At 70.5% G+C, this 25,841-nt stretch carries 24 protein-coding genes and 1 tRNA gene; 5 read left to right on the forward strand and 20 right to left on the reverse strand.

The genetic code is table 11. From position 1 onward, the window contains the following. Positions 1–168: 168 nt before the first annotated feature. The 6 genes from ilvC to R8Z57_RS09140 all read right to left on the reverse strand — a co-directional run bounded on the left by ilvC (position 169) and on the right by R8Z57_RS09140 (position 7,664). Positions 169–1,194, reverse strand: coding sequence for a ketol-acid reductoisomerase (gene ilvC / locus R8Z57_RS09115; RefSeq protein WP_318353434.1), 1,026 nt, complete (start codon positions 1,192–1,194; stop codon positions 169–171). Between the two features lie 90 nt (positions 1,195–1,284). Next, positions 1,285–1,794, reverse strand: a complete 510-nt coding sequence (gene ilvN, locus R8Z57_RS09120; RefSeq protein ID WP_318353435.1) for an acetolactate synthase small subunit — start codon at positions 1,792–1,794, stop codon at positions 1,285–1,287. 3 nt (positions 1,795–1,797) lie between these two features. Next, complete coding sequence (locus tag R8Z57_RS09125) at positions 1,798–3,603, reverse strand: acetolactate synthase large subunit (protein WP_318353436.1); 1,806 nt, start codon at positions 3,601–3,603, stop codon at positions 1,798–1,800. Between the two features lie 44 nt (positions 3,604–3,647). Next, the gene (gene ilvD / locus R8Z57_RS09130) at positions 3,648–5,366 is read right to left on the reverse strand and encodes a dihydroxy-acid dehydratase (protein WP_318353437.1); all 1,719 of its coding nucleotides are present in this window, start codon (positions 5,364–5,366) and stop codon (positions 3,648–3,650) included. A gap of 61 nt (positions 5,367–5,427) precedes the next feature. Further along, positions 5,428–6,222 (reverse strand): trehalose-phosphatase, encoded by a 795-nt coding sequence (gene otsB, locus R8Z57_RS09135; RefSeq protein ID WP_318353438.1) that lies wholly within the window; start codon positions 6,220–6,222, stop codon positions 5,428–5,430. Next, positions 6,219–7,664, reverse strand: coding sequence for an alpha,alpha-trehalose-phosphate synthase (UDP-forming) (locus R8Z57_RS09140; RefSeq protein WP_318353439.1), 1,446 nt, complete (start codon positions 7,662–7,664; stop codon positions 6,219–6,221). The genes otsB and R8Z57_RS09140 overlap by 4 nt, the downstream gene beginning before the upstream one ends. Positions 7,665–7,800: 136 nt before the next feature. Here R8Z57_RS09140 and R8Z57_RS09145 point away from each other — a divergent pair, with 136 nt between their 5' ends. Continuing rightward, positions 7,801–8,055 carry a hypothetical protein gene (locus tag R8Z57_RS09145; protein ID WP_318353440.1) on the forward strand — a complete coding sequence of 85 codons (255 nt, stop codon included), beginning with the start codon at positions 7,801–7,803 and terminating at the stop codon, positions 8,053–8,055. Between the two features lie 96 nt (positions 8,056–8,151). Here R8Z57_RS09145 and R8Z57_RS09150 read toward each other — a convergent pair whose 3' ends face one another. Genes R8Z57_RS09150 through R8Z57_RS09160 form a run of 3 tightly spaced genes read right to left on the reverse strand, consistent with a single transcriptional unit; the run spans position 8,152 to position 10,788 of the window. After that, complete coding sequence (locus R8Z57_RS09150) at positions 8,152–9,336, reverse strand: acetyl-CoA C-acetyltransferase (RefSeq protein ID WP_318353441.1); 1,185 nt, start codon at positions 9,334–9,336, stop codon at positions 8,152–8,154. Continuing rightward, entirely contained in the window at positions 9,333–9,986 is a 654-nt protein-coding gene (locus R8Z57_RS09155) for a CoA transferase subunit B (protein ID WP_318353442.1), read from the reverse strand. Before R8Z57_RS09155 ends, R8Z57_RS09150 begins: the two co-directional genes overlap by 4 nt. A gap of 1 nt (position 9,987) precedes the next feature. Next, positions 9,988–10,788 (reverse strand): CoA transferase subunit A, encoded by an 801-nt coding sequence (locus R8Z57_RS09160; protein WP_318353443.1) that lies wholly within the window; start codon positions 10,786–10,788, stop codon positions 9,988–9,990. A 187-nt stretch (positions 10,789–10,975) separates the two neighbouring features. On the opposite strand from R8Z57_RS09160, the gene R8Z57_RS09165 reads away from it, so the two are divergent. Both R8Z57_RS09165 and R8Z57_RS09170 read left to right on the forward strand, forming a co-directional pair. Then, positions 10,976–11,764, forward strand: a complete 789-nt coding sequence (locus tag R8Z57_RS09165; protein WP_318353444.1) for an IclR family transcriptional regulator — start codon at positions 10,976–10,978, stop codon at positions 11,762–11,764. Between the two features lie 183 nt (positions 11,765–11,947). After that, the gene (locus R8Z57_RS09170; protein ID WP_318353445.1) at positions 11,948–14,401 is read left to right on the forward strand and encodes a PxKF domain-containing protein; all 2,454 of its coding nucleotides are present in this window, start codon (positions 11,948–11,950) and stop codon (positions 14,399–14,401) included. Positions 14,402–14,404: 3 nt separating this feature from the next. On the opposite strand, the gene R8Z57_RS09175 is transcribed toward R8Z57_RS09170, so the two are convergent. The 9 genes from R8Z57_RS09175 to R8Z57_RS09215 all read right to left on the reverse strand — a co-directional run bounded on the left by R8Z57_RS09175 (position 14,405) and on the right by R8Z57_RS09215 (position 23,224). Then, positions 14,405–15,331: an alpha/beta hydrolase gene (locus R8Z57_RS09175; RefSeq protein ID WP_318353446.1), complete on the reverse strand. Its 927-nt coding sequence runs from the start codon at positions 15,329–15,331 to the stop codon at positions 14,405–14,407. Next, a complete protein-coding gene (locus R8Z57_RS09180; RefSeq protein WP_318353447.1) occupies positions 15,328–16,074 on the reverse strand; it encodes a 3-hydroxybutyrate dehydrogenase in 747 nt (248 codons plus the stop codon). The genes R8Z57_RS09175 and R8Z57_RS09180 overlap by 4 nt, the downstream gene beginning before the upstream one ends. Further along, the gene (locus R8Z57_RS09185) at positions 16,074–16,748 is read right to left on the reverse strand and encodes a TetR/AcrR family transcriptional regulator (protein WP_318353448.1); all 675 of its coding nucleotides are present in this window, start codon (positions 16,746–16,748) and stop codon (positions 16,074–16,076) included. Before R8Z57_RS09185 ends, R8Z57_RS09180 begins: the two co-directional genes overlap by 1 nt. Next, positions 16,745–18,358: a class I adenylate-forming enzyme family protein gene (locus R8Z57_RS09190; protein ID WP_318353449.1), complete on the reverse strand. Its 1,614-nt coding sequence runs from the start codon at positions 18,356–18,358 to the stop codon at positions 16,745–16,747. Before R8Z57_RS09190 ends, R8Z57_RS09185 begins: the two co-directional genes overlap by 4 nt. Further along, positions 18,355–19,431, reverse strand: coding sequence for a branched-chain amino acid ABC transporter permease (locus tag R8Z57_RS09195; protein WP_318353580.1), 1,077 nt, complete (start codon positions 19,429–19,431; stop codon positions 18,355–18,357). Before R8Z57_RS09195 ends, R8Z57_RS09190 begins: the two co-directional genes overlap by 4 nt. 113 nt (positions 19,432–19,544) lie before the next feature. Continuing rightward, complete coding sequence (locus R8Z57_RS09200) at positions 19,545–20,420, reverse strand: branched-chain amino acid ABC transporter permease (protein WP_318353450.1); 876 nt, start codon at positions 20,418–20,420, stop codon at positions 19,545–19,547. After that, positions 20,417–21,190 carry an ABC transporter ATP-binding protein gene (locus R8Z57_RS09205; RefSeq protein ID WP_318353451.1) on the reverse strand — a complete coding sequence of 258 codons (774 nt, stop codon included), beginning with the start codon at positions 21,188–21,190 and terminating at the stop codon, positions 20,417–20,419. Before R8Z57_RS09205 ends, R8Z57_RS09200 begins: the two co-directional genes overlap by 4 nt. Then, positions 21,187–22,002, reverse strand: coding sequence for an ABC transporter ATP-binding protein (locus tag R8Z57_RS09210; RefSeq protein WP_318353452.1), 816 nt, complete (start codon positions 22,000–22,002; stop codon positions 21,187–21,189). The genes R8Z57_RS09205 and R8Z57_RS09210 overlap by 4 nt, the downstream gene beginning before the upstream one ends. A gap of 19 nt (positions 22,003–22,021) precedes the next feature. Then, on the reverse strand, positions 22,022–23,224 hold the full coding sequence (locus R8Z57_RS09215; protein WP_318353453.1) for a substrate-binding domain-containing protein: 1,203 nt from the start codon (positions 23,222–23,224) through the stop codon (positions 22,022–22,024). A 216-nt stretch (positions 23,225–23,440) separates the two neighbouring features. On the opposite strand from R8Z57_RS09215, the gene R8Z57_RS09220 reads away from it, so the two are divergent. Together R8Z57_RS09220 and R8Z57_RS09225 are read left to right on the forward strand one after the other, a co-directional pair. Next, positions 23,441–23,899 carry a MarR family winged helix-turn-helix transcriptional regulator gene (locus R8Z57_RS09220; RefSeq protein WP_318353454.1) on the forward strand — a complete coding sequence of 153 codons (459 nt, stop codon included), beginning with the start codon at positions 23,441–23,443 and terminating at the stop codon, positions 23,897–23,899. Further along, positions 23,896–25,122 carry an MFS transporter gene (locus R8Z57_RS09225; RefSeq protein ID WP_318353455.1) on the forward strand — a complete coding sequence of 409 codons (1,227 nt, stop codon included), beginning with the start codon at positions 23,896–23,898 and terminating at the stop codon, positions 25,120–25,122. The genes R8Z57_RS09220 and R8Z57_RS09225 overlap by 4 nt, the downstream gene beginning before the upstream one ends. 8 nt (positions 25,123–25,130) lie before the next feature. Here R8Z57_RS09225 and R8Z57_RS09230 read toward each other — a convergent pair whose 3' ends face one another. Together R8Z57_RS09230 and R8Z57_RS09235 are read right to left on the reverse strand one after the other, a co-directional pair. Further along, positions 25,131–25,646 carry a hypothetical protein gene (locus tag R8Z57_RS09230; protein WP_318353456.1) on the reverse strand — a complete coding sequence of 172 codons (516 nt, stop codon included), beginning with the start codon at positions 25,644–25,646 and terminating at the stop codon, positions 25,131–25,133. 87 nt (positions 25,647–25,733) lie between these two features. Then, positions 25,734–25,809 (reverse strand) — tRNA-Lys (locus R8Z57_RS09235). Between the last annotated feature and the right edge of the window lie 32 nt (positions 25,810–25,841).

Below are 25,841 nucleotides of genomic sequence, written 5' to 3' on the forward strand. Positions count from 1 at the left end.
GGCGCTAGCGCGCCGCGCTGCCTTGGTTTCGATACGCCGCACTGACGCGCGGCTACTCGACCCGAGTCGTCGAGCGCACCGCGGCGCTAGCGCGCCGCGCTGCCCTGGTTTCGATACGCCGCGCTGACGCGCGGCTACTCAACCCGAGTCGTCGAGCGCACCGCGGCGCTAGCGCGCCGCGCTGCCCTCGACGTAGTCCGCGTCCTGCTGCTTCCAGGCGAAAAGCGAGCGCAGGTCCTTGCCGACCGACTCGATCGGGTGCGCGGCGGCCTTCTCGCGCAGCTCGAGGAACTCCTGCGCGCCGTTGTCCTGGTCGCCGATGAACCGCTCCGCGAACGCGCCGGACTGGATGTCGGCGAGCACGGCCTGCATGTTCTCCTTGACGTGCGGGTCGATGACGCGGGGACCCGAGACGTAGTCGCCGTACTCCGCCGTGTCGGAGACCGACCAGCGCTGCTTGGCGATGCCGCCCTCCCACATGAGGTCGACGATGAGCTTCAGCTCGTGCAGCACCTCGAAGTAGGCGATCTGCGGCTGGTAGCCCGCCTCGGTCAGGGTCTCGAAGCCGTACTGGACGAGCTGCGAGACACCGCCGCAGAGGACGGCCTGCTCGCCGAACAGGTCGGTCTCGGTCTCCTCGGTGAAGGTCGTCTTGATGACACCGGCGCGCGTGCCGCCGATGGCCTTCGCGTACGAGAGCGCGGTCGCCCACGCCGAGCCCGAGGCATCCCGCTCCACGGCGATGATGTCGGGGATGCCGCGGCCGGCGACGTACTCGCGGCGCACGGTGTGGCCGGGGGCCTTCGGCGCGACGAGGATGACGTCCACGCCCTCGGGCGCGTCGATGTAGCCGAAGCGGATGTTGAAGCCGTGCGCGAAGGCCAGCGTCTTGCCCGGGGTGAGCTGGTCCTTGATGCTCTCGCTGTAGATCGACCGCTGGTGCTGGTCGGGAGCGAGGATCATGATCAGGTCGGCCCACGCGGCGGCGTCGGCCACCGTCTTGACCTCGAAGCCCTCGTCCTGCGCCTTCTCGGTGGACTTCGAGCCCTCCTTGAGCGCGATGACGACCTCGACGCCCGAGTCGCGGAGGTTCTGGGCGTGCGCGTGGCCCTGCGAGCCGTAGCCCACGATCGCCACCTTCTTGCCCTGGATGATGCTCAGGTCGGCGTCGGCGTCGTAGAAGATCTCAGCCATCTTCGTGTTTCTCCTTGATTGATTCCGGTCGTTGCGTTTCGTCTCGCTTCGCTCGCTCAACGACCGGTGAGCGGCATGCGAAAGGGGGTGTCAGCCGCGCAGGACGCGCTCGGTGATGCTCTTGCCGCCGCGGCCGATGGCGACGAGGCCGGACTGCGCCAGCTCCTTGATGCCGAACGGCTCGAGCGCGCGCAGGAAGGCCTCGACCTTGCCCTTGTCGCCGGTCACCTCGACCACGAGCGCGTCGGGGGCGTAGTCGACGATCTGCGCGCGGAAGAGGTTCACGACCTCGAGCACGTTCGAGCGCGTCTGGTTGTCGGCGCGCACCTTGATGAGCATGTGCTCCCGCTGCACGGAGGCGGCGGGGTCGAGCTCCACGATCTTGATCACGTTGATCAGCTTGTTCAGCTGCTTCGTGACCTGCTCGAGCGGCAGCTCGTCGACGTCGACCACGACGGTGATGCGCGAGAGTCCCGGCACCTCAGTGACGCCCACCGCGAGCGACTCGATGTTGAAGCCGCGGCGTGCGAACAGTCCGGCGACGCGGGTCAGCAGACCCGGCTTGTCCTCCACCAGGAGGCTCAGCACGTGACTGGGCATGTGTCAGTCCTCCTGCTCTGCGAAGGCGGGCGAGTGGTCGCGGGCGTACTGGACGTAGCTGTTGCTGACGCCCTGCGGAACCATCGGCCAGACCATGGCGTCGGCGCTCACGACGAAGTCGATGACGACCGGGCGGTCGTTGGTCTCGAGCGCCGTCTTGATGGCGGCATCCACGTCCTCCTCCTTCTCGACGCGGATGGCGAGGCAGCCGTAGGCCTCGGCCAGCTTCACGAAGTCGGGGATGCGGACGGTGCCGTGGCCGGTGTTGAGGTCGGTGTGCGAGTGACGGCCGTCGTAGAACAGCGTCTGCCACTGGCGCACCATGCCGAGCGACGAGTTGTTGATGATCGCGACCTTGATCGGGATGTCGTTGATCGCGCAGGTCGCGAGCTCCTGATTGGTCATCTGGAAGCACCCGTCGCCGTCGATCGCCCACACGTGGCGGTCGGGCTCGGCGACCTTCGCGCCCATCGCGGCGGGCACGGAGTAGCCCATCGTCCCGGCGCCGCCCGAGTTCAGCCAGGCGTTCGGACGCTCGTACTTGATGAACTGCGCCGCCCACATCTGGTGCTGGCCCACACCGGCGGCGTAGATGCCCTCGGGGCCGGTGAGCTCGCCGATGCGCTGGATGACGTACTGCGGCGACATCAGCCCGTCGGTCGGCTGGGTGTAGCCGAGCGGGAACTCGTCACGCAGCCCGTCGAGGAACGACCACCACTCGGCGATGTCGGGCGTCGTGCCCGCGGTGACGGTGTGGAAGGCGGCGTCGAGGTCGACGAGCACCTCCTTGAGGTCGCCCACGATCGGCACGTCGGCCGTGCGGATCTTCGAGATCTCGGCGGGGTCGATGTCGACGTGCACCACCTTGGCGTTCGGCGCGAACAGCGACGCCTTGCCGGTGACGCGGTCGTCGAAGCGGGCGCCCAGGGCGACGATGAGGTCGGACTCCTGCAGCGCCAGCACCGCCGGCACCGTGCCGTGCATGCCCGGCATCCCGAGGTGCTGCGCGTGCGAGTCCGGGAACGCGCCGCGGGCCATCAGGGTCGTCACGACCGGTGCGCCGGTGGACTCCGCGAGGGTGCGGAGCTCGTCCGACGCGCGCGAGCGCACCACGCCGCCGCCGACGTACAGCACCGGCTTCTGGGCCTCGGCGATGAGCTGGGCCGCCGCCTGGATCTGCTTGCCGTGCGCCTTGGTCACCGGGCGGTAGCCCGGGAGGTCGATCTTCGGCGGCCACACGAACGGGGCCTCGGCCTGCTGCGCGTCCTTCGTGATGTCGACGAGGACGGGGCCGGGGCGGCCGGTCGAGGCGATCTCGAAGGCCGCGGCGATGGCGCCGGGGATGTCCTCCGCGCGCTTGACCAGGAACGAGTGCTTCGTGATCGGCATCGTGATGCCCACGATGTCGGCCTCCTGGAAGGCATCCGTCCCCATCAGGGTCGAGAAGACCTGGCCCGTGATGCAGACGATCGGCACCGAGTCCATGTAGGCGTCCGCGATCGCGGTCACGAGGTTGGTCGCACCCGGGCCGGAGGTCGCGATGGCGACGCCGACACGACCGGATGCCGCGGCGTAGCCCTCTGCGGCATGACCGGCGCCCTGCTCATGACGGACGAGGATGTGGCGCACGGACTCGTCGTCCATGAGCGGGTCGTAGACGGGCATGATCGCGCCGCCGGGGAGCCCGAAGACGTCGGTCACCCCCAGCAGGTCGAGGGAGCGGACGACCGCTTCCGCACCCGTGAGCACGGGCGTCGTAGCGGTGCGGGCCGGCGGCCGCGGAATGGCGGCAGCGGTGTCGGCTGACATAGGAGGTCCTCAGAGATCGGTCGGACGGATGTCGGACGCCAGGCTCAACCGGTCGTCGCGCCCTCTGCAGCGGAGCGCACGAGTCGGGAGTACTTGGCAAGGACGCCACGGGTATAGCGCGGGGGAAGCGGCTCCCAGCCAGAGCGGCGGGAGTCAAGCTCAGCCTCGTCGACGAGTAGGTCGAGAGTGCGAGCCGCGATATCGACCCGTATCAGATCACCATCGCGCACGAAGGCGATGGGACCAGCGTCCACCGCTTCGGGTGCTATGTGGCCGATGCACAGGCCGGTTGTGCCGCCTGAGAATCGACCGTCCGTCAAGAGTAGTACATCTTTTCCGAGCCCCGCGCCCTTGATGGCCGCGGTGATCGCGAGCATCTCGCGCATGCCGGGGCCGCCCTTGGGGCCCTCGTAGCGGATGACCACGACGTCGCCGGCCGTGATCTCGCCCGCCTCGAGCGCGTCCATCGCCGAGCGCTCGCGCTCGAACACACGGGCCGGGCCCTCGAACACCGCGGCGTCGAAGCCGGCCGTCTTGACGACGGCACCCTCGGGCGCCATGGAGCCATGGAGGATGGTGATGCCGCCGGTGGCGTGGATCGGGTTGTCGAAGGTGTGGATCACCGTGCCGTCGATCGGGTCGGGATCGAGGTCGGCGAGGTTCTCGGCGAGCGTCTTGCCGGTGACGGTGAGCGCGTCGCCGTGGAGGAGCCCCTCGTCGAGCATCGCCTTCATGATGACCGGGATGCCGCCGTGTCGGTCGACGTCGTTCATGACGTACTTGCCGAACGGCTTCATGTCGGCTACGTGCGGCACCTTGTCGCCGATGCGGTTGAAGTCGTGCAGGCTCAGGTCGACGTCGGCCTCGCGGGCGATCGCGAGGAGGTGGAGCACGACGTTCGTCGAGCCGCCGAGGGCCATCGCGAGCGCGATCGCGTTCTCGAACGCCTCCTTGGTGAGGATGTCGCGCGTCGTGATGCCCTGGCGGAGCAGGTTGACGACCGCCTCGCCCGAACGGTGCGCGAAGTAATCGCGGCGGCGGTCGGCCGACGGCGGCGCGGCCGAGCCGGGGAGGCTGAGGCCGAGGGCCTCGGCGACCGAGGCCATCGTGTTGGCGGTGTACATGCCGCCACAGGCACCCTCACCGGGAGCGATGGCGCACTCGATGCGCTTGAGGTCTGCCTCGCTCATCTTGCCCGCGAGGCATGCGCCGACGGCCTCGAAAGAGTCGATGATCGTGACGTCCTTCTCGGTGCCGTCCGACAGCTTGACCCATCCAGGGGCGATCGAGCCGGCGTAGAGGAAGACGCTGGAGAGGTCGAGGCGGGCGGAGGCCATGAGCATGCCGGGGATCGACTTGTCGCAGCCGGCGAGCAGGACCGAGCCGTCGAGACGCTCGGCCATGATGACGGTCTCGACGGAGTCGGCGATGACCTCGCGCGAGACGAGCGAGAAGTGCATGCCCTCGTGCCCCATCGAGATGCCGTCGGAGACGGAGATGGTGCCGAACTGCAGCGGGTAGCCGCCGCCGGCGTGCACGCCTTCCTTGGCGCCCTGCGCGAGCCGATCGAGGCTGAGGTTGCAGGGGGTGATCTCGTTCCAGCTCGAGGCGATGCCGATCTGGGGCTTGTCCCAGTCCTCGTCGCCCATGCCCACCGCGCGGAGCATGCCGCGGGAAGTGGTCGCTTCGATGCCGTCGGTGACGACGCGACTGCGGGGCTTGATGTCGATGGACGTGTCGGCGGGCGAATCGAGCTGGGCCATTGACTCAGTGTATTCCCGCGAGGGCACCGCCTCGGCCCGGGTGTCGGCCGCCGAGGAACGCTCAGCCGACGCGTCGCGTCCGCTCCGCCGCCAGCCGGTCGAGCAGGTCCGCGAGCGCCGCGATGTCGGCGACGCGCACGGTCGCGGCGGTCTCCCCTTCACCCACTCGCACGCCCACGTCGGAGTCGCCGAGGCTCGCCAGGGCGTCCTCGTCGGTGACATCGTCGCCGGCGAAGAGCACGGCGGTCGCGCCGACTCGCTCGCGCAGCTCGGCCACCGCGGAATCCTTGCCTTCGTGGCGGAACGCGAACTCGACGATGTTGTAGCCGGTGCGGCGACGCCACTGCGGCGCCTCGGCCTCGACGATGTCGTCGACCAGACGGTTCGCCTCCGCCGCGGCCTCGGGGCTCGCACGTCGCGTATGGACGCCGAAGCCGAACGTCTTGGGCTCGATCCACACGCCCTCGAGGTGCGCCGTGGCCTGCTCGGCGTGCGCGCGCAGCGCATCGCGCAGCGCGACGTCGCCGGCATCCTCGCCGTGACTGGTCAGCCCCTCCCCCGGGCTCCAGTGCTCGGCGCCGTGCGACCCCGCGAGCAGCACGCGCGAGTCGTCGTCGTGCTCGGCGATCACCCGCAGGTCGACCAGACTGCGGCCCGAGACGAACGCCACGACGGTCTCGGGCGCCGCGACGAGGGCGTCGACCGCGGCGCGCGCGGCAGGCAGCATCCGTGCGTCCATCGGCTCGTCCTCGAGCGGAGACAGCGTGCCGTCGAAGTCGAGGGCGACGAGAAGACGATCGGATGCCGCGACCCGCGCGACGGCGGCGCGCAGGTCGTCGTCGGTGGAAACGGTCATGCCTCGCCCGCCCCGCCGCGCCGCGTCCGCCGTGCCTCGTCCAGCGCGTCGAGGAACGACTTGGACCACCGGGCGACGTCGCTGTCGATGACCTTCTTGCGGAGTGCGCGCATGCGGCGTCCCTGCTCGGCCGAGGGCATCTCGATCGCCCGCATGATGGAGTCCTTCATGCCGTCGATGTCGTGCGGGTTGATGCGGATCGCGCTCGGCAGTTCGTCGGCTGCGCCGGCGAACTCGCTCAGCACGAGCACACCGCGGTTGTCGATGCGCGAGGCGACGTACTCCTTCGCGACGAGGTTCATGCCGTCGCGGAGCGCCGTGACGAGCATCACGTCGGCGGCGAGGAACAGCGCCACCATCTCCTCGCGCGGATACGCCTGATGCAGATACCGGATGGCGGTGTGGTCCATGGTGTCGAAGTCGCCGTTGATGCGGCCGACGGTCAGCTCGATCTCGTCGCGCAGCTGCATGTACGCCTCGACGCGCTCGCGGCTGGGGCTCGCCACCTGCACGAGCGTCACGTCCTCGACCGAGACGCGGCCGTCTTCGAGCAGCTCGCCGAAGGCCTTCATGCGGTGCCGGATGCCCTTGGTGTAGTCCAGCCGGTCGACGCCGAGGAGGATCTTCTTGGGATTGCCGAGGCTCTCGCGGATCTCGCGGGCGCGCGCCTGGACGTCGTCGCGGCGCGCCAGCTCGATGTAGGAGTTCGCGTCGATCGAGATCGGGAACGCCTTCGCGAGCGCCCGGCGGGAGGTGCCGTCGGGGTTCGGGACCGTGATGCCCGTCGCCTTGGTCTCGTAGCGGAACTGCCGCCGCACGGCGCGCGCGAAATTGCCGGCGTCGGCGACGCGCTGGAAGCCGATCACGTCGGCGCCGAGCAGTCCCTCGAGCACCTGGCGGCGCCACGGCAGCTGCGAGTACAGGCCGTATGCCGGGAAGGGAATGTGGTGGAAGTACCCAATGGTGAGATCCGGCCGGGCCTCGCGCAGCATCTGCGGAACCAGCTGCAGCTGGTAGTCCTGAACCCACACGGTGGCGCCCGGTGCGGCGACCGCCGCGGTGGCCTCGGCGAACCGGCGGTTCACCCGCACATACGAGTCCCACCAGACCCGGCGGTACCGCGGCTCGGCGATCACGTCGTGATAGAGCGGCCAGAACGTGTCGTTCGACATGCCCTCGTAGTACTTCTCGACCTCGTCGGAGCTGAGGGCGACGGGCACGAGATGTGTGCCCTCGAACTCGAAAGGCTCGACCTCGATGTCGGGCTGGCCGGGCCAGCCGACCCAGGCGCCGTCGGCGCGTCGCATCACCGGCTCGAGCGCCGTCACGAGCCCACCGGGCGAGCGCCGCCATCCTGGTTCGCCGTCGTCGGAGGTCACCCGATCGACGGGGAGCCGGTTCGCGACGACGACCAGTTCAGCGGTGGGGGCGGGCTCTGTCACGCGGTCTCCTGACGGTTCGTGGACTCGGCACGATCAGGCTAACAGCGGCTCCGTGACGCCCGTTGCGCCCTTGACGCACGGCTGCCGCTCGTGTCAAGGGGCGCAAGGTGCCAGGCCCGCGCGCTAACGTGGCGGCATGCGCAAGTACCTCTTCGGCACCGGCATCCTCACCGCGTTCACCGGAGGGGTGACGCTGTTGCGGGCACTGCGCGAGCACGAGCCGTTCACCTGGCGCCAGGCGCTCGCGTGGATCAGCTGGGGCATCTCGCTGGCCCTCGCGATCGGCGCGATCGTCGACGTGCGCCGCGCCTCGCGCGGCGGGGTCATCGCGAACGACTCCCCCATCCACGGGCACGAGAAGAAGCTCCTCAAGCGCCGCGTCCAGAACTGACGGCAGCCGCGCCGCGCCGGTCGGCGCGAGCTCCGCACGGCGCGTGCTCTGCACGACACGCCGCGGGGTCTGCGCAGACCCCGCGGCGCCTTCGCGTCAGCGGGTGAGGATCAGCGCGTCACCCTGGCCGCCGCCGCCGCACAGCGCGACCGCGGCGGTGCCGCCGCCGCGGCGGACGAGCTCGTGCACCGCGTGCACCACGAGCCGGTTGCCGGACGCGCCGATCGGGTGACCGATCGCGATGCCTCCGCCGTGGGGGTTGACGACGTCGTCCGAGAGCCCGAGCTCGGCCTGCGATCGAGCCACGACCGCCCCGAACGCCTCATTGATCTCGACGACGTCGAGGTCGGCCGCGGTGATCCCCTGCTTCGCCAGGGCCTTCTCGATGGCGCGCGCGGGCTGGGCATGGAGGGAGTTGTCGGGTCCGGCGACCTGACCCGAGGAGCCGACCACGGCGAGCACCGGCCAGTCGTTCTCGTCGGCGTGCGTGCGCGTCGTCAGCACGACGGCGGATGCGCCGTCCGAGATCTGCGACGAGTTGCCGGCCGTGATCGAGCCTCCCTGCGCGAAGGCGGGTCGCAGGCCCGCAAGCGTCTCGACAGTGGTCTCGGGACGCACGCCCTCGTCCTTCGTCACCACCACCGGGTCGCCCTTGCGCTGCGGGATCTCGACGGGCACGATCTCGCCCTCGAACACGCCCTCGGCCTGCGCGGCGGCCGCCCGCTGGTGCGAGCGTGCGGCCACGGCATCCTGAGCCTCCCGGGTGATCTCGAAGCGCTCGTTGTGGCGCTCGGTCGACGCGCCCATGCTCTCGCGGTCGTAGGCGTCGGTGAGCCCGTCGGCGGCCATGTGGTCGAGCACCTCGATCGAGCCGTAGGCCCAGCCGTCGCGCGAGCCCATGAGCAGATGCGGCGCGCGGGTCATCGACTCCATGCCGGCGGCGACCACGACGGTGGCATCGCCCACGGCGATCATGCGCGCGCCGTCGATGATCGCGGTGAGCCCCGACAGGCACACCTTGTTGACCGACCCGGAGTGCACACCCCACGGGATGCCGGCGCCCACCGCGGCCTGGCGAGCGGGGTTCTGGCCGGCGCCTGCCGGCAGCACCTGTCCGACCAGGACGGCGTCGACGGCGTCGGCGGGGATGCCGCCCTGGTCGAGGGCCCCCTTGATGGCCGCGCTGCCGAGCTGGACCGCCGTGAGCGGCGCGAGCTGCCCCTTCAGTCGCCCCTGCGGCGTGCGTGCCGCGGCGACGATGACGACATCGTCGTGATTCATGCTTCCACCTTCAGTTCGTCCGAGATCGTGAGGCGGGGCTCGGTCGCCGCGACGACCTCGTCCACCGTCACCCCCGGTGCCGTCTCGACCAGCACGAGTCCGGCATCCGTCACGTCGATCACCGCGAGATCCGTGATGATGCGGTCGACCACACCCCGTCCGGTGAGGGGCAGCGAGCACTCGTCGACGATCTTCGCCGACCCGTCCTTCGCGACGTGCTCCATCAGGACGACGACCTTCGCGGCGCCGTGCACGAGGTCCATCGCGCCGCCCGGCCCCTTCACCATCTTGCCGGGGATCATCCAGTTCGCGAGGTCGCCGGTCGCCGACACCTGCATGGCCCCGAGGATGGCGGCGTCGATCTTGCCGCCGCGGATCATGCCGAAGCTCGTCGCCGAGTCGAAGAACGCGGCGCCGGGCAGCGTCGTCACGGTCTCTTTGCCGGCGTTGATGAGGTCGGGATCGACGTTCTCCTCCGTCGGATAGGGCCCGACGCCGAGGATGCCGTTCTCGGACTGCAGCACGACGGTCACGCCGTCGGGCACGAAGTTGGGCACCAGCGTCGGAAGGCCGATGCCGAGGTTGACGTACGCGCCGTCGGCGAGCTCGCGCGCCGCACGGGCAGCCATCTCGTGGCGGGTCAGGGGCATGTCAGGCTCCTTCCGGCATCTCGCGGGCGGCGGCCTGCGCGACGCTGACCGTGCGCCGTTCGATGCGCTTCTCGATGTCGGATCCGACTTCCACGATGCGGTGCACGTAGATGCCGGGGAGGTGGATGCTGTCGGGCTCGAGCTCGCCCGGCTCCACCAGCTCCTCCACCTGGGCGATGCACACGCGCCCGGCCATGGCCGCGAGCGGGTTGAAGTTGCGCGCCGCCTTGTTGAAGACGAGGTTGCCGTGCCGGTCGCCCTTGAGCGCGTGCACGAGGGCGAAGTCGGTGACGATGGCCTCCTCGAGCACGTACTCGCGAGCCGTGCCCGACACATCGAAGCTGCGGACGTCCTTCACCGGCGACGCGACGGCGATCGAGCCGTCGGCGGCGTACTTGCGCGGCAGGCCTCCCTCGGCGACCTGCGTGCCGACGCCGGTCTGCGTGTAGAAGGCGGCGATGCCCGAGCCGCCAGCGCGGAGCTTCTCGGCGAGGGTGCCCTGCGGCGTCAGCTCGAGCTCGAGTTCGCCGGAGAGGAACTGCCGCTCGAACTCCTTGTTCTCACCGACGTACGACGAGGTCATCTTGCGGATGCGCTTGGCGTTCAGCAGGACGCCGAGCCCCCAGTCGTCCACGCCGCAGTTGTTGCTGACGATGCTGAGGTCGCCGGTGCCCTGCGCGAGCAGCGCCTCGATGAGGGCGATGGGATTGCCCGAGAGACCGAAACCTCCCACCGCGAGCGAGGCTCCGTCGGGGATGTCGGCCACGGCCTGCGCCGCCGACTCCCAGGTCTTGTCGATCATTCCGCTCCTTCGCATGGACGACGTCTGCAGAACTCCACAAGGTTGCTCGCACGCGGCCCGGCTGACGCGGGTTCCGGTGCCGAGACCACCCGAAGCGTGGAGTTCCGCAGACCATGTTTCACCGCGGCCGACGTCGGCACCACGCCGCGCTTGCCATGTGGCCATCGGGCGTCGTACCGTCCATATTGTGGACACACCCGCCCAGCGCACGGTTCCCGGCGCGCAGTCGATCGCACGTGCGGCGCACCTCCTGCGCCTGGTGACGGCCGGCGGCGACGACGGGATGCCGGTGGCCGAGCTCGCCCGCCGCGCCGATCTCACGCGCCCCACCACGCACCGCCTGCTCACGGCGCTGCGGCACGAGGGTCTCGTCGACCAGGACGAGCGGACCGGGCGGTGGATGCCTGGACCCGAGCTGTTCCTCATGGGCACGGTCGCGGCATCCCGGTACGACATCACCGCCGTCGCGCGCGACATCGTGCGATCGCTCGCGGTGCGGACGGAGGAGAGCGCGTTCCTCTCGGTCCGGCGCGGCGACGAGACCGTCTGCCTGCTGCGGGAGGAGGGCAGCTTCCCGATCCGCTCGTTCGTGCTCTCGGAGGGGGTCCGCTTCCCGCTCGGCGTCGCGTCGGCGGGACTGGCGATCCTGGCGTTCCTGCCGCCCCACGATGTGGACGCCTACTTCGAACGACACCCCGAGCTGCCGCGCGACTGGGGTGCGGCCCACGGCGAGCCCCGACTGCGCGCGCGCCTGCGCGAGACGCAGGAGCGGGGCTATGCGGTGAACCCCGGCCTCATCGTGGAGGGCTCCTACGGCATCGGCGCGGCGGTCTTCACGCGCGAGGGCCACCCGCAGTGGGCCCTGAGCCTCACCGGCGTCCAGTTCCGGTTCGGGCCCGAACGCCTGGCGGAGCTCGGGCGCACGCTCCTCGCCCACGCGCACCAGCTCACGACGCGCATCGCGGCTTCGCGCTGAGGGCCGCGGGCACCGCATCGGGCTGAGCCTCGCGCAGCGTCGGCTCAGGACTGCCCGCGTTTCGGCGCAGCATCTCTATCGCTTCGAGCACGCGTGGGCTAGTTTGATCGCAACCCGGACGGCATGGGACCCGGCCGGGGAGCGCAGTACCCCTGGGGAGGGATCATGAAGCAGCGTTCATCCGTGCTGTCCGCCGTCGCTCTGGCGGTCTCGGCGGTTCTCGTCTCGATCGGGGGTGCGGCGTACGCCGACGACCTGTTCGTCGACGGGGACGCGATCGCCGTCGGCACGCAGGCCGATATCGAGTTCGGCACCGTCGCGTGCGGGAGCACCACGACCGAGCAGGTGGCCGTCTATCTGAAGAGCAACGGCCACCAGGGCAACACACAGGGCCAGAAGGTGTTCAAGAACGACACCTGGGTGAACGTCACGGCGGAGACGACCGCGCCGCTGTCGGTGACGGTGACGGACGGTGTGGCCGGCGACATCGAGGTGCCGGAGGACTGGGAGGGCACCGCGGTCTACGGCAACAACGACCTGTCCCCCACCGGGGCGACGGTCACCGTGACGCTGACGGCGGGCACCACTCCCGGAGGCCGCATCGGCACCGTGACCTTCTCGGGCTCGGGCACCAACTGGGAGGGCAAGCCCATCACCGTGGGTCCTGTCTCCAAGACGGCGCGCTGGACGGTCGGTCCCTGCGCCACCAAGACCGACACGACGACGACGCTCTCGTGTCCGGACTCGGTCGTGTACACCGGGACCGCCCTCACCCCCTGCACCGCCACGCTCACCAGCGCGGGCGGGGCCAGCCTGAGCCTGCCGGTCTCGTACGCCTCCAACACCCTCGCGGGCACGGCGACCGCGACGGCCTCGTTCGCCGGCGACGCGACGCGCAATCCGAGCGACGCGACCACCACCTTCGAGATCGCCAAGGCGCCCTCGACCACCACCCTGGACTGCCCGGCCTCCGTCACGTACACCGGCGCGCCCCACACTCCGTGCAGCGCGAGCGTCGTGGGTGTCGGCGGGCTCGCCGCATCGGTGCCGCCGTCGTACACCGACAACATCGCCGCGGGCACCGGTCAGGCCTCGGCGAGCTATCCCGGCGACGACAACCACAGCGGATCGAGCGCCACGAAGTCGTTCGCCATCCTTCCGGCCGGCGCGACCTGCACGGTGACCGGCTACGCGGGCGTCTACGACGGCGCCGCCCACGGCGCCGAGGGCACGTGCACGGGTCTGAACGACGAAGACCTCCGCAGTGGCCTCTCCCTCGGCGAGACGTTCATCGACGTGCCCGGCGGCACTGCGCGGTGGAACTTCGCGTTCGCCAACTACATGCCGCAATCCGGCACCGCCGATATCGCCATCGGGCCCGCGGCTTCGTCGATCGCGCTGGTATGCTCCGACACCGTCTACGACGGCACCGCCAAGGAGACCTGCACGGCGAAGGTGACGGGAGGCGGCGGCCTCGACGAGAGCGTTCCGGTGACATACCAGAAGAACACCGCCGCGGGAGAAGCCACCGCCTCGGCGGACTACGCCGGCGACCGCAACCACACGTCGAGCACGGCCTCCACCACGTTCCGCATCGCCAAGGCGCCGACGACGACGACGATCACCTGCACGGCGCCGAACACCTACACCGGCCAGCCGCTCACTCCGTGCACGGCACGCGTCGTGGGCGCCGGCGGCCTCGACGACGCGGTCACGCCGACGTACGAGAACAACATCGCGGCAGGACCGGCGGCGCGCGTCTCGGCTGCCTACCCGGGCGGCCCGAACCATGAGCCGAGCGCCGACGCGACCACGTTCGAGATCGGCAAGGCCGCGTCGTCGATCGCGCTGGCGTGCATCGGACCCGTCGTGTACACCGGCGAGCCCCACACCCCGTGCACCGCCGTCGTGAGCGGGGCGGGCCTGGCGGCCTTCACCGTGCCGGTCACCTATGTCGACAACGTGCACGCCGGTGACGCGGGGGCGAGCGCGTCGTGGCAGGGCGACGACAATCACGTCGGAACCTCGGTGCAGGGAGGCTTCGTCATCGGCAAAGCGCCCTCGCTCGTCGTCGTGAACTGCCCGACCGCGAAGATCCCGTTCTCGGGCTCGGCCATCGAGCCGTGCACGGCCACGGTCACGGGCGCCGGCGGGCTGAACCAGCCGCTGACCGTCGCCTACACCGGCAACACGGCGGTGGGCTTCGCGACGGCCTCGGCGAGCTTCCCCGGAGATGCCGACCACCTCGCGGGCGAGGGATCGGCCACCTTCGAGATCGAGGCCTGGAAGCTCGACGGCTTCTACAAGCCGGTCGACATGGGCACGACGGTGCTCAACGTCGTGAAGGGCGGATCGACCGTCCCGCTGAAGTTCGCGGTGCGCGCCGGCGAGACCGAGGTGACCAGCCTCACGACGCTGAAGGCGGCGTTCGTGGTGAAGGGTGCGAGCTGCGACCCGGCCGACGCCAAGAGCGACGACGTGCTCACCACCACGGGCAACACGACGCTCCGCTACGACGCCACCGCACACCAGTGGATCCAGAACTGGCAGACACCGAAGACGCCCGGCAAGTGCTACACGGTCGTGCTGACCACCGCCGACGGGTCCACGCTCAGCGCGCAGTTCCAGACGAAGTAGCGCTCACGCGGTCGTGGCCGCCGCCGCCAGCTCCTCGCGGACGGCGGTGGCCACGACCGCGGCGCCGTCCGGCGACATCACGATCGTGTAGTGGTTGACACCGTCGATCCGCTCGTGCGTCACCTCGGGGAACGCCTCGAGCACTCCGGCGAGGTACTCCGGCGCGTACAGCCCCGGCGGGTCGTCCTGCAGTCCGCGGGGCGCGGTGAGGACGCGGGTGGGATGCCGCAGCCCCGCCAGCGCCTCCGGCAGCGCCGTGCCGGTGTTCATGTCGACGGTGTCGTCGGCCGTCGTGGCATAGCTCGTCGCCGGGCGGAATGCGCCGGCCCCGTCATCGACCAGGTCGTACGCGAGGTACTCCTCGAGCTCGGCGGTCCACGCCGCGGCGAAGGCCGGATGCCGGCGCCAGAACTCGAGGTACTCCCCCACATCCGCGAATCGCATCGACAGCCGCGCGGCCGTCGGACCGAGGATCCCCGCGACCAGCTCGTCGGCGCTGAGCCCACTCGGCACGTCGAGCGGCAGCCCGCCGTCGACGAGCAGCAGCCGCGACACGCGCTCGGGGTGCCGGTGGGCGAACACCACCGAGACGAAACCGCCCATCGAGTGACCGACGACGACCGCGCGGTCGACGCCGACGGCGTCCAGCAGGGTGGCGAGGTCGTCGGCGTGTGCGGCCATCCCCGCCGCGCCCTCGATGCCGTTGCTGCGCCCGCGTCCGCGCAGGTCTGGCGCGATGACCCGCACGCCGGGCAGCCGGTCGACGACGAACGGCCACGCGAGGTGCGAGGCCGTGACCCCGTGCACCAGCAGCACCGTCGGCGCGCCGGGCGCGGCATCCGTCGGCTCCCACACCCCGGCGCGCAGCGTGCCGCCGGGCACGGGCACGTCGAGGGCGCGGTACCGGTGATTCAGCCTGCCGTCGCTCATCGGGCCGTCCATCCGCCGTCCATCGTGTACGACGCCCCGGTCACCATTCCGGCCTTGTCCGACACCAGCCAACCCGCGAGCGAGGCCACCTCGTCGGCCTCGACGAGCCGCTTGACGGCGCTCTCGGTGAGCATGATCTTCTCGACCACCTCGCTCTCGGGGATGCCGTGCACCTTCGCCTGGTCGGCGATCTGCTTCTCCACGAGCGGCGTCCGCACGTAGGCGGGATTGATGCAGTTGCTGGTGACTCCGTGCGCGGCGCCTTCCAGGGCGGTCACCTTCGAGAGCCCCTCGAGCCCGTGCTTGGCCGCCACGTAGGCCGACTTGAACGCGCTGGCACGCAGGCCGTGGGCGCTCGAGATGTTCACGACCCGGCCCCAGCCCCGTGCGTACATCCCGGGGAGCGCCGCCCGGACCAGCAGGAACGGCGACTCCAGCATGAGCCGCAGGATCAGCCGGAACGCGTCCGGATCGAAGTCCGGGATCGGCGCGACCCGCTGGATCCCGGCATTGTTCACGAGGATGTCGACGTCGAGCGTGAGATCCTCCAGCGCCCCGGTGTCCGACAGGTCGACGGCCCATGCCTCGCCGCCCACGGCGGTGGCGGCATCCGCTGCGGCATCTGCGTTGAGATCGGCGATGACGACGTGCGCGCCGCGGGCAGCGAACTCGTGCGCACAGGCTAGCCCGATGCCGCTGGCGCCCCCGGTGACCAGGGCCCGCTTGCCCGCGAGATCGCGCATCACTTCTCCTCCTCCGCCCGCGGCGCGAGCGCGTTGTCGATGAACCGGGTCATCCCGGCGAACACCTTCGGGTCGAGCTCGGCCGGCGGCCTGCCCTCGGCGTCGCGCTCCCACAACAGGAAGCGCATGCCGATGAGCTCGCCCATGCCCATGAGCGCCCACGCAGTGGTCTCCGGGTCGAGCGCGCGATCCACGTCGCCGGTGGCCTGCGCCGCGCGGAGCCCGGCCTCGTAGCCCTCGACGATACGGGTGTAGTGCAGGCGCAGCACCTCCGGCGAGACGAACTCCGCTTCGCGCACCACGCGGTACAGCGCCGGGTGCTCGGCGGTGAAGCGGAAGAATCCCGCGAAACCGGCCCGCTCGGCGGCAAGGCGGTCGGACGCCCCGGTCATCGCCTCCGACATCGAGTGCCGGACGCGCCGGTTGAGGTCGAGCACCAGGGCCTCGAAGATCGCCTGCTTGCTGTCGAAGTACAGGTAGAACGTGCCCAGCCCGATGCCGGCGCGCTCGGTGATCTTGACGATGGATGCCTCGTGGTAGCCCTGCTCGGCGAACACCAGCTCTGCCGCCTCGAGCAGGCGCCGGCGCGTGGCCTCGCCGCGTTTCGTCAGCGGCCGCCCCGTCGCGGACGACACCAGCTCCTCGTGCTCGACGAGTTCGTCGGACATGCTCATCGGGCCTCCCCCTTCGTTGCCTCGCGCACGACGTCGTGCGGATCCGCGCCGCTGCCTGCCGGGTCGCCGATCAGGGCCAGCGCCTCCTGGCGCAGGCGCGAACGGGCCAGCTTCTCGATCGTCGAGCGCGGCAGCTCGTCGACGAACCGGACGTGGACCGGCACTTTGAACGCCGCCAGGTTGCGGCGCGCGTGGGCGAGCACCTCGTCGACCCCGAGCGCGGCCCCCGGGGCCGGCACCACGAAGGCCACGCCCCGCTCGCCCCACACCGGGTCGGGCACACCGACGACGGCCGCCGCCTCGATGAGCGGGTGCAGGCACAGCGCGTACTCCACCTCGGCCGGCGCGACGTTCTCGCCGCCGGAGATGAAGATGTCCTTCAGCCGGTCGACGACCCGGAAGACGCCGGCCGCGTCACGCGACACCAGGTCGCCGGTGCGCAGCCAGTCCCCGCGCATCGCGCGGGCCGTCGCGGCGTCGTCACCCAGGTATCCGGCGAAGACGCTCGGCCCGCGCACCCACATCTCGCCGGTGGCCTCACCCTCCAGGGCCAGCTCCGACACCGGATCGACCACCCGCACAGAGACGTGCGGGTACGGACGCCCGACCGCGCCGGGCGCGTCGGCCGTCTCGGACGCGGGCAGGTGGAGGACGTTCGGTGCGGCCTCGGTGAGACCGTAACCCTGCGTCAGCGGCACGCCGCGGCTCGCCCAGATCTCGGAGAGCGCCAGCGGCATCGTGGCGCCGCCGACGAGCGCGAGCCGCAGCGAGCTCAGCTCGGTCGCGGCCCAATCGCGGTCGTCGGCCAGCATCGCGTACTGCGTGGGCACGCCCATCATGGCGGTGATGCCCCGGTCGGCGATGAGCGGCAGTACGCGCGAGGGCTGGAAGGAGCGCTCGAGCACGACCGTCGCGCCGACCCACCAGGCCAGCAGCGGCTGGCAGTTCCAGGCCGCGACGTGGAACTGCGGCAGCATGGCCAGCACGACATCGTCCTGACCGAGGGGCAGCGCCTGTGCCAGCGCCAGGTTGTTCCAGAAGCAGTTGGCGTGCGTCAGCACGACGCCCTTCGGGGCCGCTTCGCTGCCGGACGTGAAAATCACCAGCAGCGGATCCTCATCCCGCACCGGGCGGCGGCTGCGCGGCTGCGCCGCAGCCGGGGCACCGGACTCGACGCCCGTCGCGCCGAGCGAGGCGGACGGGGGCCGTACCGCCGCCAGGCGCAGGGCCTCGCCGGCGAGGGCCTCGTGCTCGTCCTCGATGAGGACGAGGGCCGGCGAGGCGCGCGTGAGCACGTCGGCGAGCTCTCGCGGCGTGAGTCGCCACGACAGCGGGACGAACGCGACGCCCGCGATCGCGCAGCCGAAGAAGGCCACGACGTGGTCGGCGGAGTTGCCCGACACGGTCGCGACGCGGTCGCCGGGGCCGTAGCCGGCACGCCGCAGGCGCTCGGCCAGGTCGGTCGCCCGCTGCGCGAGCGTCGCGTAGTCGGTGGTCACGCCGCGGTCATCGATGGCGATGCGCCCGGGCGATCGCGAGGCACGGTCGACGATCCACCGCCCGATCGTGTGCGGTCCGTCGTCGATCTCGGGGTCGGCGGTCCACGTCATGCGCGCACCTGGTCCGCAGCCGCGGGCGCCGTGCCGTCGAGCGCGTCGCCGGCGTCCTCGGCGTCGTCGAGGTCGCGGAGCGAGCCGCGCACCCGCTCGCCGCGCCGGCGGCGCACGGCGGCGTCGATCGTGCCGGCGATGCCACCGGGGAGGAACATCACCACGATGATGAACAGCACGCCGAAGAGGAACAGCGGCTCGGAGAGCGGGATGCGCAGCACCTCGGGCAGACCGGCGATGGCCTCCGAGCCCGCGAGCACCGTGAGTCGCTGGTCCAGCAGCGTGTAGAGCACACCGCCCACGATGGCACCCCAGCGGAATCCCACGCCACCCAGCACCACCATGACGAGCACGGTGATGGTGAGGTCGGCCGAGACCGATCGCGGCACGGTGCCCGACTGCAGCAGCATGTAGGCCACGCCGGCGAGGCTCGCGAGCACCGCGGCGATCACGAAGACGATGAGGCGCACCTTGTACGGCGACAGCCCGAGGACGCGCACGCGCTGCTCGTTCTCGCGCGTGGCGCGGGCGAGGTGACCGAGGCGCGATGTGTCGACCCACACCGTCACGAGGTAGACGACGACGAGCACGACCAGCGTGAACCAGTACAGGTTGCGCGTGTTGATGACGCCGACCAGGAAGTCGGGCACCTGATCGGTGTTGACGCTGAGCCCTTCTTCACCGCCGGTGATCTGCGAGTTGCGACGTACGAGCACAGACCCCGCCTGCGCGAAGGCGAGCGTCACCATGGCGAACGGGATGCCCGAGACGCGCATCGACACGGCGCCGGTGATGAGGGCGATGATCATGCCGCCGACGAGTGCGATGAAGACCCCCGGCCACAGCGGCACGCCGAAGTGCTCGAGCGCGATCCCCAGCCCGTACGCGCCCGCGCCGAAGTACAGCGCATGGCCGAACGAGAGCATGCCGCCCGATCCCAGCAGCAGGTTGTACGACAGCGCGAGGGCGGCGAACACCATGCACAGCGACAGCAGCGCCAGCGTTCCGGGCATGTACGTGGGTGTGGGCAGGATGCCCGGCAGCGAGAGGTTCAGCTGCGGCAGCACCGCCATGAACGCGACCAGCACGACCCCGACGACCGCGGGGACGAATCGACGGATGCCGGGGTCCGAGGCATCCTCCGCTCCTCGCGCGCCGTTCGCCGGTCGCTGAGCCTGTCGAACGGTCATGCCTTCCTCCCGAGGAGTCCGGTCGGGCGCACCAGCAGCACGAGGGCCAGGAGGATCACGACGATGAAGTCGCCGGTGCCGCCGAGGTAGAAGTTCGCGAACTGCTGCAGGACCGCGACGAGCACAGAGGCCACCGCCGCTCCGGTCAGCGAGCCGAGACCGCCCACGACGGTCACGATGAACGCGAAGATGAGCAGCGTCTGCCCGAGGTGGGCCGACACGAAGGTGGAGTAGTGCATGGCCAGTACGCCGCCGATGCCGGCGGCCGCGCCGCCGATGGCGAAGACGAGGGTGAACGAGCGCCGCACGTCGATGCCGAGGGCGGTCACCATCGAGCGGTTCTCCACGCCGGCCCGGATGATCATGCCGTAGCGGGTGCGCTGCAGGAACAGCACGAGCGCGGCGAGCACGAGCACGGCGGCGATCATGAGCACCCAGTACGTGTTCGGGATGCGGGCCCCCAGCACCTCGGTGGTCTGCCTGAGCCACGGCGGTCCCGAGATGTGGATCGGGTCGGTGCCCCAGATGCCCTCGAAGAGAGCCACTGCGGCGAACGAGAGGCCGACGGTGACGAGCACCTGCTCGATGTGCCGCTCGTACAAGGGACGAATCAGCACCAGCTCGGTGAGCGTCGCGAACACCGCGCCGACGGCGGCGCCGACGAGCACCGACAGCAGGAACGAGGTCCACGAGTCGGTGCCGAGCGCCTGCGCGACCATGAAGCCGATGAAGGCGCTCAATGTCAGGAACGCGCCGTGCGCGAAGTTCAGCACATGCATGAGCCCGTAGATGAGGCTCAGCCCGCTCGCGACGAGGAAGTAGAGGGCGCCGAGGCCGACGCCGGTGATCAGGGTGAGGACGAGGGTGCTCACTTCGACTCGCTCCGCTCGCTCAGTGCATCGCATGCGTCTGCGTGCTCCGCATGGACGCCGAGGAGGCGCCGGGTGAGGTCGTCGTCCTCGAGGATGTCGCGCGCCTTGCCGACGTGCACGACGCGACCGCCGGCGATGACGATCGCGTCGTCGGCGAGCCGCCGCACGACCTCGAGGTTCTGTTCGACGAGAAGGATGGGCACGGTCTTCGACGCCTCTTCGAGGGCATCGGCGACCTCGGTCACGATCCTCGGGGCGAGACCTTTGGTCGGCTCGTCGACCAGCAGCAGCCGGTTGTCGTTGAGCAGCGCCCGGGCGACAGAGACCATCTGCTGCTGACCTCCCGAAAGAGTGCCTGCCGGCTGGTCGCGGCGGGCCACGAGGTCGGGGAACAGCTCGGCGACGAACTCGCGCCGGGGGTTGCGCTGACGCTCGGCCAGCGCGAGGTTCTCGGCGACCGTGAGCTTCGAGAAGACCTCGCGGTCTTCGGGCACATAGCCCACGCCCCGTCGGACGATGCGATGCGTCGGCAGGCCGTCGATGCGCTCACCGGCCAGGCGCACCTCGCCGCGCCGCGAGATGAGCCCCAGGATGCCGCGCAGGGTCGACGTCTTGCCGACGCCGTTGCGCCCGAGCACGGCTGTGATCCCGGTCGCCGGCACCTCGAACGATACGTCCTCCACGACCTGCTGCCCCGCGATGGTGCATCGCAGGTCGCGCACGCTGAGAATGGGAGCGGATGCCGCAGCCCCGGCCGCTGAGCCGCTCATGCCGCCTCCCCCTCGCCCGAGCCGGTGCCGAGGTACGCACTCTGCACCAGCGGGTCGTCCATGATCCGCTGCGGTGTGTCGTACGCGATGATCGTGCCGAAGTACATCACCGCGACCTTCTCGACGAGGCCCATGAGCACGTCGATGTGGTGCTCGACCATGAGCAGCGTGCAGCCCTTCTCACGCTGCATCTGTCGGATGTTCTCGACCAGGCCCGGCACGTCGCCCGAGGCGACGCCGGCCATCGGCTCGTCCAGCAGCACGATGCTCGCCTCGGTCGCCAGCAGCACCGCGATCTCGAGTTTGCGCTTGTCGCCGTGCGAGATGTCACCCGCAAGCGCGTCGCGCTTGTGGTCGAGCCCGACGACGCGGAGCTTCTCGAGCGCGAGCTCGGTCGCGGCATCCTTCCGCTTGGGGAAGTGCAGGAGCGAGCCCGAGCCGCCGAGCGACACCTGGGCCGCCAGACGCACGTTCTCGAGCACGCTGAGCTTCGGGAAGAGGCTCGACGTCTGGAAGGTGCGCCCCAGTCCCGCCCGCGCCCGCGCGGGCACCGACGCCGTCGTGATGTCTCGGCCGTCCAGCACGACGCGGCCGGCGGTGGGCTTCATGAGCCCCGAGATCACGTTGAAGAGCGTGGTCTTGCCGGCGCCGTTCGGGCCGATGACACCCACGAGGGAGCCGGCAGCGACGTCGAGCTCGACGTCCTTGAGGATCGTCGCGCCGCCGATCTGCAGACCGAGGCCCTCGATCTTCAGCGGACAGCCGCGGCGCGCGGCCTCGCCGGACGGCGCGGACGGGACGGGAGTGCTCATCGTTCGGTTCGGCTCCGCGTCACTCGGCTTCGGCCGGCGCGACCTCGTCGGCCGCGACGGTGTCGACGAGCTCGGGGACGAAGGTGCCGCCGTCGGCGACGAGCTTGACCTGGTACATGTCCTGGATCAGCGCGTGGTCGCTCTCGCGCACCGTCATCGAGCCCTTCGGGCCCTCGAACTCGAAGCCCTCCAGGGCGGCGACCATCGCGTCGACATCGCCCTTGCCCTCCTTGATGGCCTGCACGATCATGATCGCGGCGTTGAAGCCGTCCGGGCTGAAGAGGTCAGGGGTGCCGCCGGCCTCCTCGATGGCCTCGACCATCGCGGTGTTGACATCATTGTCGGGAGCGCCCGGGAAGTAGTGGTTCAGGAAGTTGATCTTCTCGGACGCCTCGCCGTACGCGCCGAACGTGGCGGCGTCGCCGAGGCCGGTCACGACCGGGATCTCGTCGAGGACGCCCTGCTGGCTCATCGCCTGCCACATCGCGCCGGAGGTGGCGCCGGCCCAGGCCACGAAGACGAGGTCGGGCTCGCCCGCGAGCACCTGCTGCGCGAACGGCGTGAACTCGGTGGCGTCCTCCGCCACCAGCACGGAGTTGACGGTGGCGCCCTGGCCGCCGAGGATCGCCTCGACCGCGGCGACGTTGCCCTGCCCGAAGGCGTTGTCTTGCGCGAACACCGTGACGGTGCGCCCCTCGATGTCGTCGAGGAACGTTCCGGCGGTCGCGACGTCCTGCGCGCTCTGGCGCCCCGAGCGGAACGTGTAGTCGTTGATGCCGGTCACCGCGTCGGCGGCAGCGGGGCCCGAGATGTAGAGCACCTGGTTCTGCTCGGCCTGCTCGGCCACGGCCAGCGCCACGCCGGAGGAAGCCGTGCCGGCGATGATGTTGACGCCCTCGCCGATGAGCTCCTTCACGGCGGTGACGGCCTTGTCGGGGTCGCCCGCGTCGTCGCGGTTCTCGATGGTGATGGTGGTGCCGTCGATCTCGCCTGTGCCGTCGGTGGCGTAGTCGAGACCGGCCTCGAAGGCGTCGAGGTACTGCTTGCCGTAGCCGGCGAGCGGACCGGACTCGCTCGTGACGATGCCGACCGTCACCTCCGACGGCCCGCCGCCGTCGGTGGCGCCGCCCGACGGCGTCTCGGCGGTCGGCGCGCAGGCCGCCAGGCCGAGCGCTGCCGTGACGACCACGGAGCCCAGGAGCAACTTCTTCGTAACCCGCATGTGCGTGCCTTTCCCCATTGGAAGGATCTGGTGCTGGAATCGGCGCTTCGGTGCAAACATGAAATCCGATTCAGGTTCTTGCAATGTAGGAAACGGATGGCTCGTCCGTCAAGTCGGCGCGAGTGTCGGGGCGTCGCCGTTATCGAATCGGAACTCCGCGCCGCCTCGCGGCGCCATTTCGATACCCGCGGTATATATCGGCGGTATGCTTTTTCCGTGACCCACGACCAGGACATCGAGACCCTCATCGTCGCCGCCCACGCTCTCACCCGCGTCGCGGCGCTCGAGACCGCCAGCGAGACACCGGCTGCGCAGTGGCGCACGCTCACGATCCTCCGCGGCCAGGGCGCACTCCGCGTCGGCGAGCTGGCTCGTCTCAGCCGTGTGACGCAGCCCGGGATGACGCGGCTGATCGGGCAGATGGCCGATCACGGCCTCGTGGAGAAGATGACGGATGCCGCGGACTCGCGGGCGACCGTGGTCGCCGCGACGCCGCTCGGGCTCGAGGCGCTCGACGCCTGGCTGCGACAGCTGACCGCCGCCCTGGCACCCCACTTCGACGACCTCTCTGCGGAGGAATGGGACGCGCTGCGGACCACGGCATCCGTCCTCACCCGCAAGCTCGATCGCACCCGCGCCGTGACGGCCACGGCTTCCGCGGAGGCTGGGCTGTGAGCGGTCGCACCACGGGTTCGGTCTGGCGCCAGCCGGCGCAGGTGTGGGCGGTCGCGTTCGCGTGCGTCGTGGCGTTCATGGGCATCGGCCTGGTCGACCCGATCCTTCCCGCGATCGCCGAGTCGCTGCAGGCGAGCCCGGTGCAGACCGAGCTGCTCTTCACGAGCTACCTGCTGGTGACGGGGCTCGCGATGCTGGTGACGAGCTGGATCTCGAGCCGCATCGGCGCCAAGGCGACCCTGCTCGTCGGTCTGGGGCTCATCGTGGTGTTCGCCCTGCTGTGCGCGCTCAGCGGCAGCGTCGACGCGATCATCGGCTTCCGTGCCGGGTGGGGCCTGGGCAACGCGCTGTTCATCTCGACCGCGCTCGCGACGATCGTCGGGGCGGCGTCCGGTGGCAGCGGCGCCGCGATCGTGCTGTACGAAGCAGCACTCGGCCTCGGGATCGCCGTCGGCCCGCTGCTGGGCGGCCTCCTCGGCGAGATGAGCTGGCGCGGCCCGTTCTTCGGTGTCGTGGCACTCATGGCGATCGCGTTCGTGGCCGTGCTGGTGCTGGTGCGGCGCCCGGTCGACAAGCCGGCTCCCGTGCCGCTGTCGGCGCCGTTCCGGGCGCTGCGCATCCCGGCGCTCGCGGTACTCGCCGTGGCGGCCCTCTTCTACAACGTCGGGTTCTTCGTGCTGCTGGCGTTCTCGCCGTTCCCCCTCGGCTTCGGCGCCATGGGCATCGGATTCACGTTCTTCGGCTGGGGCGTCGCGCTCGCCCTCACGAGCGTGTGGGTCGCACCGCTCCTGATGCGGCACCTGGCGCGCACCACCGTGATGCTGCTGACCCTGCCGCTCCTGGCGCTCGACCTGGTCGCCGCGGGACTGCTGGTGCACGACGCGGCGGCGCTCGTGGCCTGCATCATCGTCGGCGGTCTGCTGCTCGGCATCATGAACACCGTCCTGACGGAGTCCGTCATGGAGGCCACCGATCTCCCCCGCTCGGTGGCATCGTCGTCGTACTCCGCGGTGCGGTTCCTGGGCGGAGCTGCCGCTCCCCCGCTCGCCGCCCTGCTGTGGCACCTCTACGGCCCGACCGTGCCGTACGTCTTCGCCGCGGCATCCGTCATCATCGCCGCCGCGACGATCCTGCTCGGCCGGCGCGCGCTCGCCCGCATCGACGCGCGAGAGGCGGACGCTGCGGACGAGGCCGCGGCCGTGCTGGTCGGCGACGCCGCCTGAGGCCGGTGTCAGTCGGACTCGGCGGCGAGGCGCTCGACGTCGCCGGGTCCGAACACGATCCCGGCGAACTCCGTCAGCCCGAGCTCCTGCTCGAACACGCCGCCGTCCTGCGGGACGTAGGCGCGATCGAAGCTGTCGGCGCCGTCATCGCCGTAGTCCGCCGGTTCGCCCTCGTAGAAGTTGACGGTCGTCTCGAACCGGGAGGTCGCGCGGTCGGCTGCGAGCACGGGAGCGATGTCGCGCACGGTCTGCACGAGCGCGTCCTCGTCCGTCTCCTCGACGTACAGGTCGATGTTCACCTGCGTCTCCCATGGGAAGTTGGAGTGCTGCGGCGACGCCGTCGCCGCAGTCACGTTGTCGACGCCGGCGAGCCCGCTCTCGACCGCGCCGAGATCCGGGTCGGGCGCACAGCCCGCCAGGGCGAGCGTCGCCGTCGCCACAACGATCGCGTTCGCGGCCGCGCGCAACGGCGCCCGGGTGGCGGCGGCAGGATTGCCACGGATTCGTCGTCTGGAATCTGACATCGCGCCCACCCTATCGGGCGGATTCTCGGGACTCCGGACGGATGCGAAGAGCCGCCCGGCGTTCATCGCGCGGGCGGCTCTTGGTGATGGTGCACCCCCAGGGACTTGAACCCTGAACCCACTGATTAAGAGTCAGTTGCTCTGCCGATTGAGCTAGAGGTGCGAGATTCGCAACGCGGCGAACCGAGGACCAAC

It is taken from the genome of Microbacterium sp. M3 (assembly GCF_033548675.1).
GTDB classification, from domain to species: domain Bacteria; phylum Actinomycetota; class Actinomycetes; order Actinomycetales; family Microbacteriaceae; genus Microbacterium; species Microbacterium arthrosphaerae.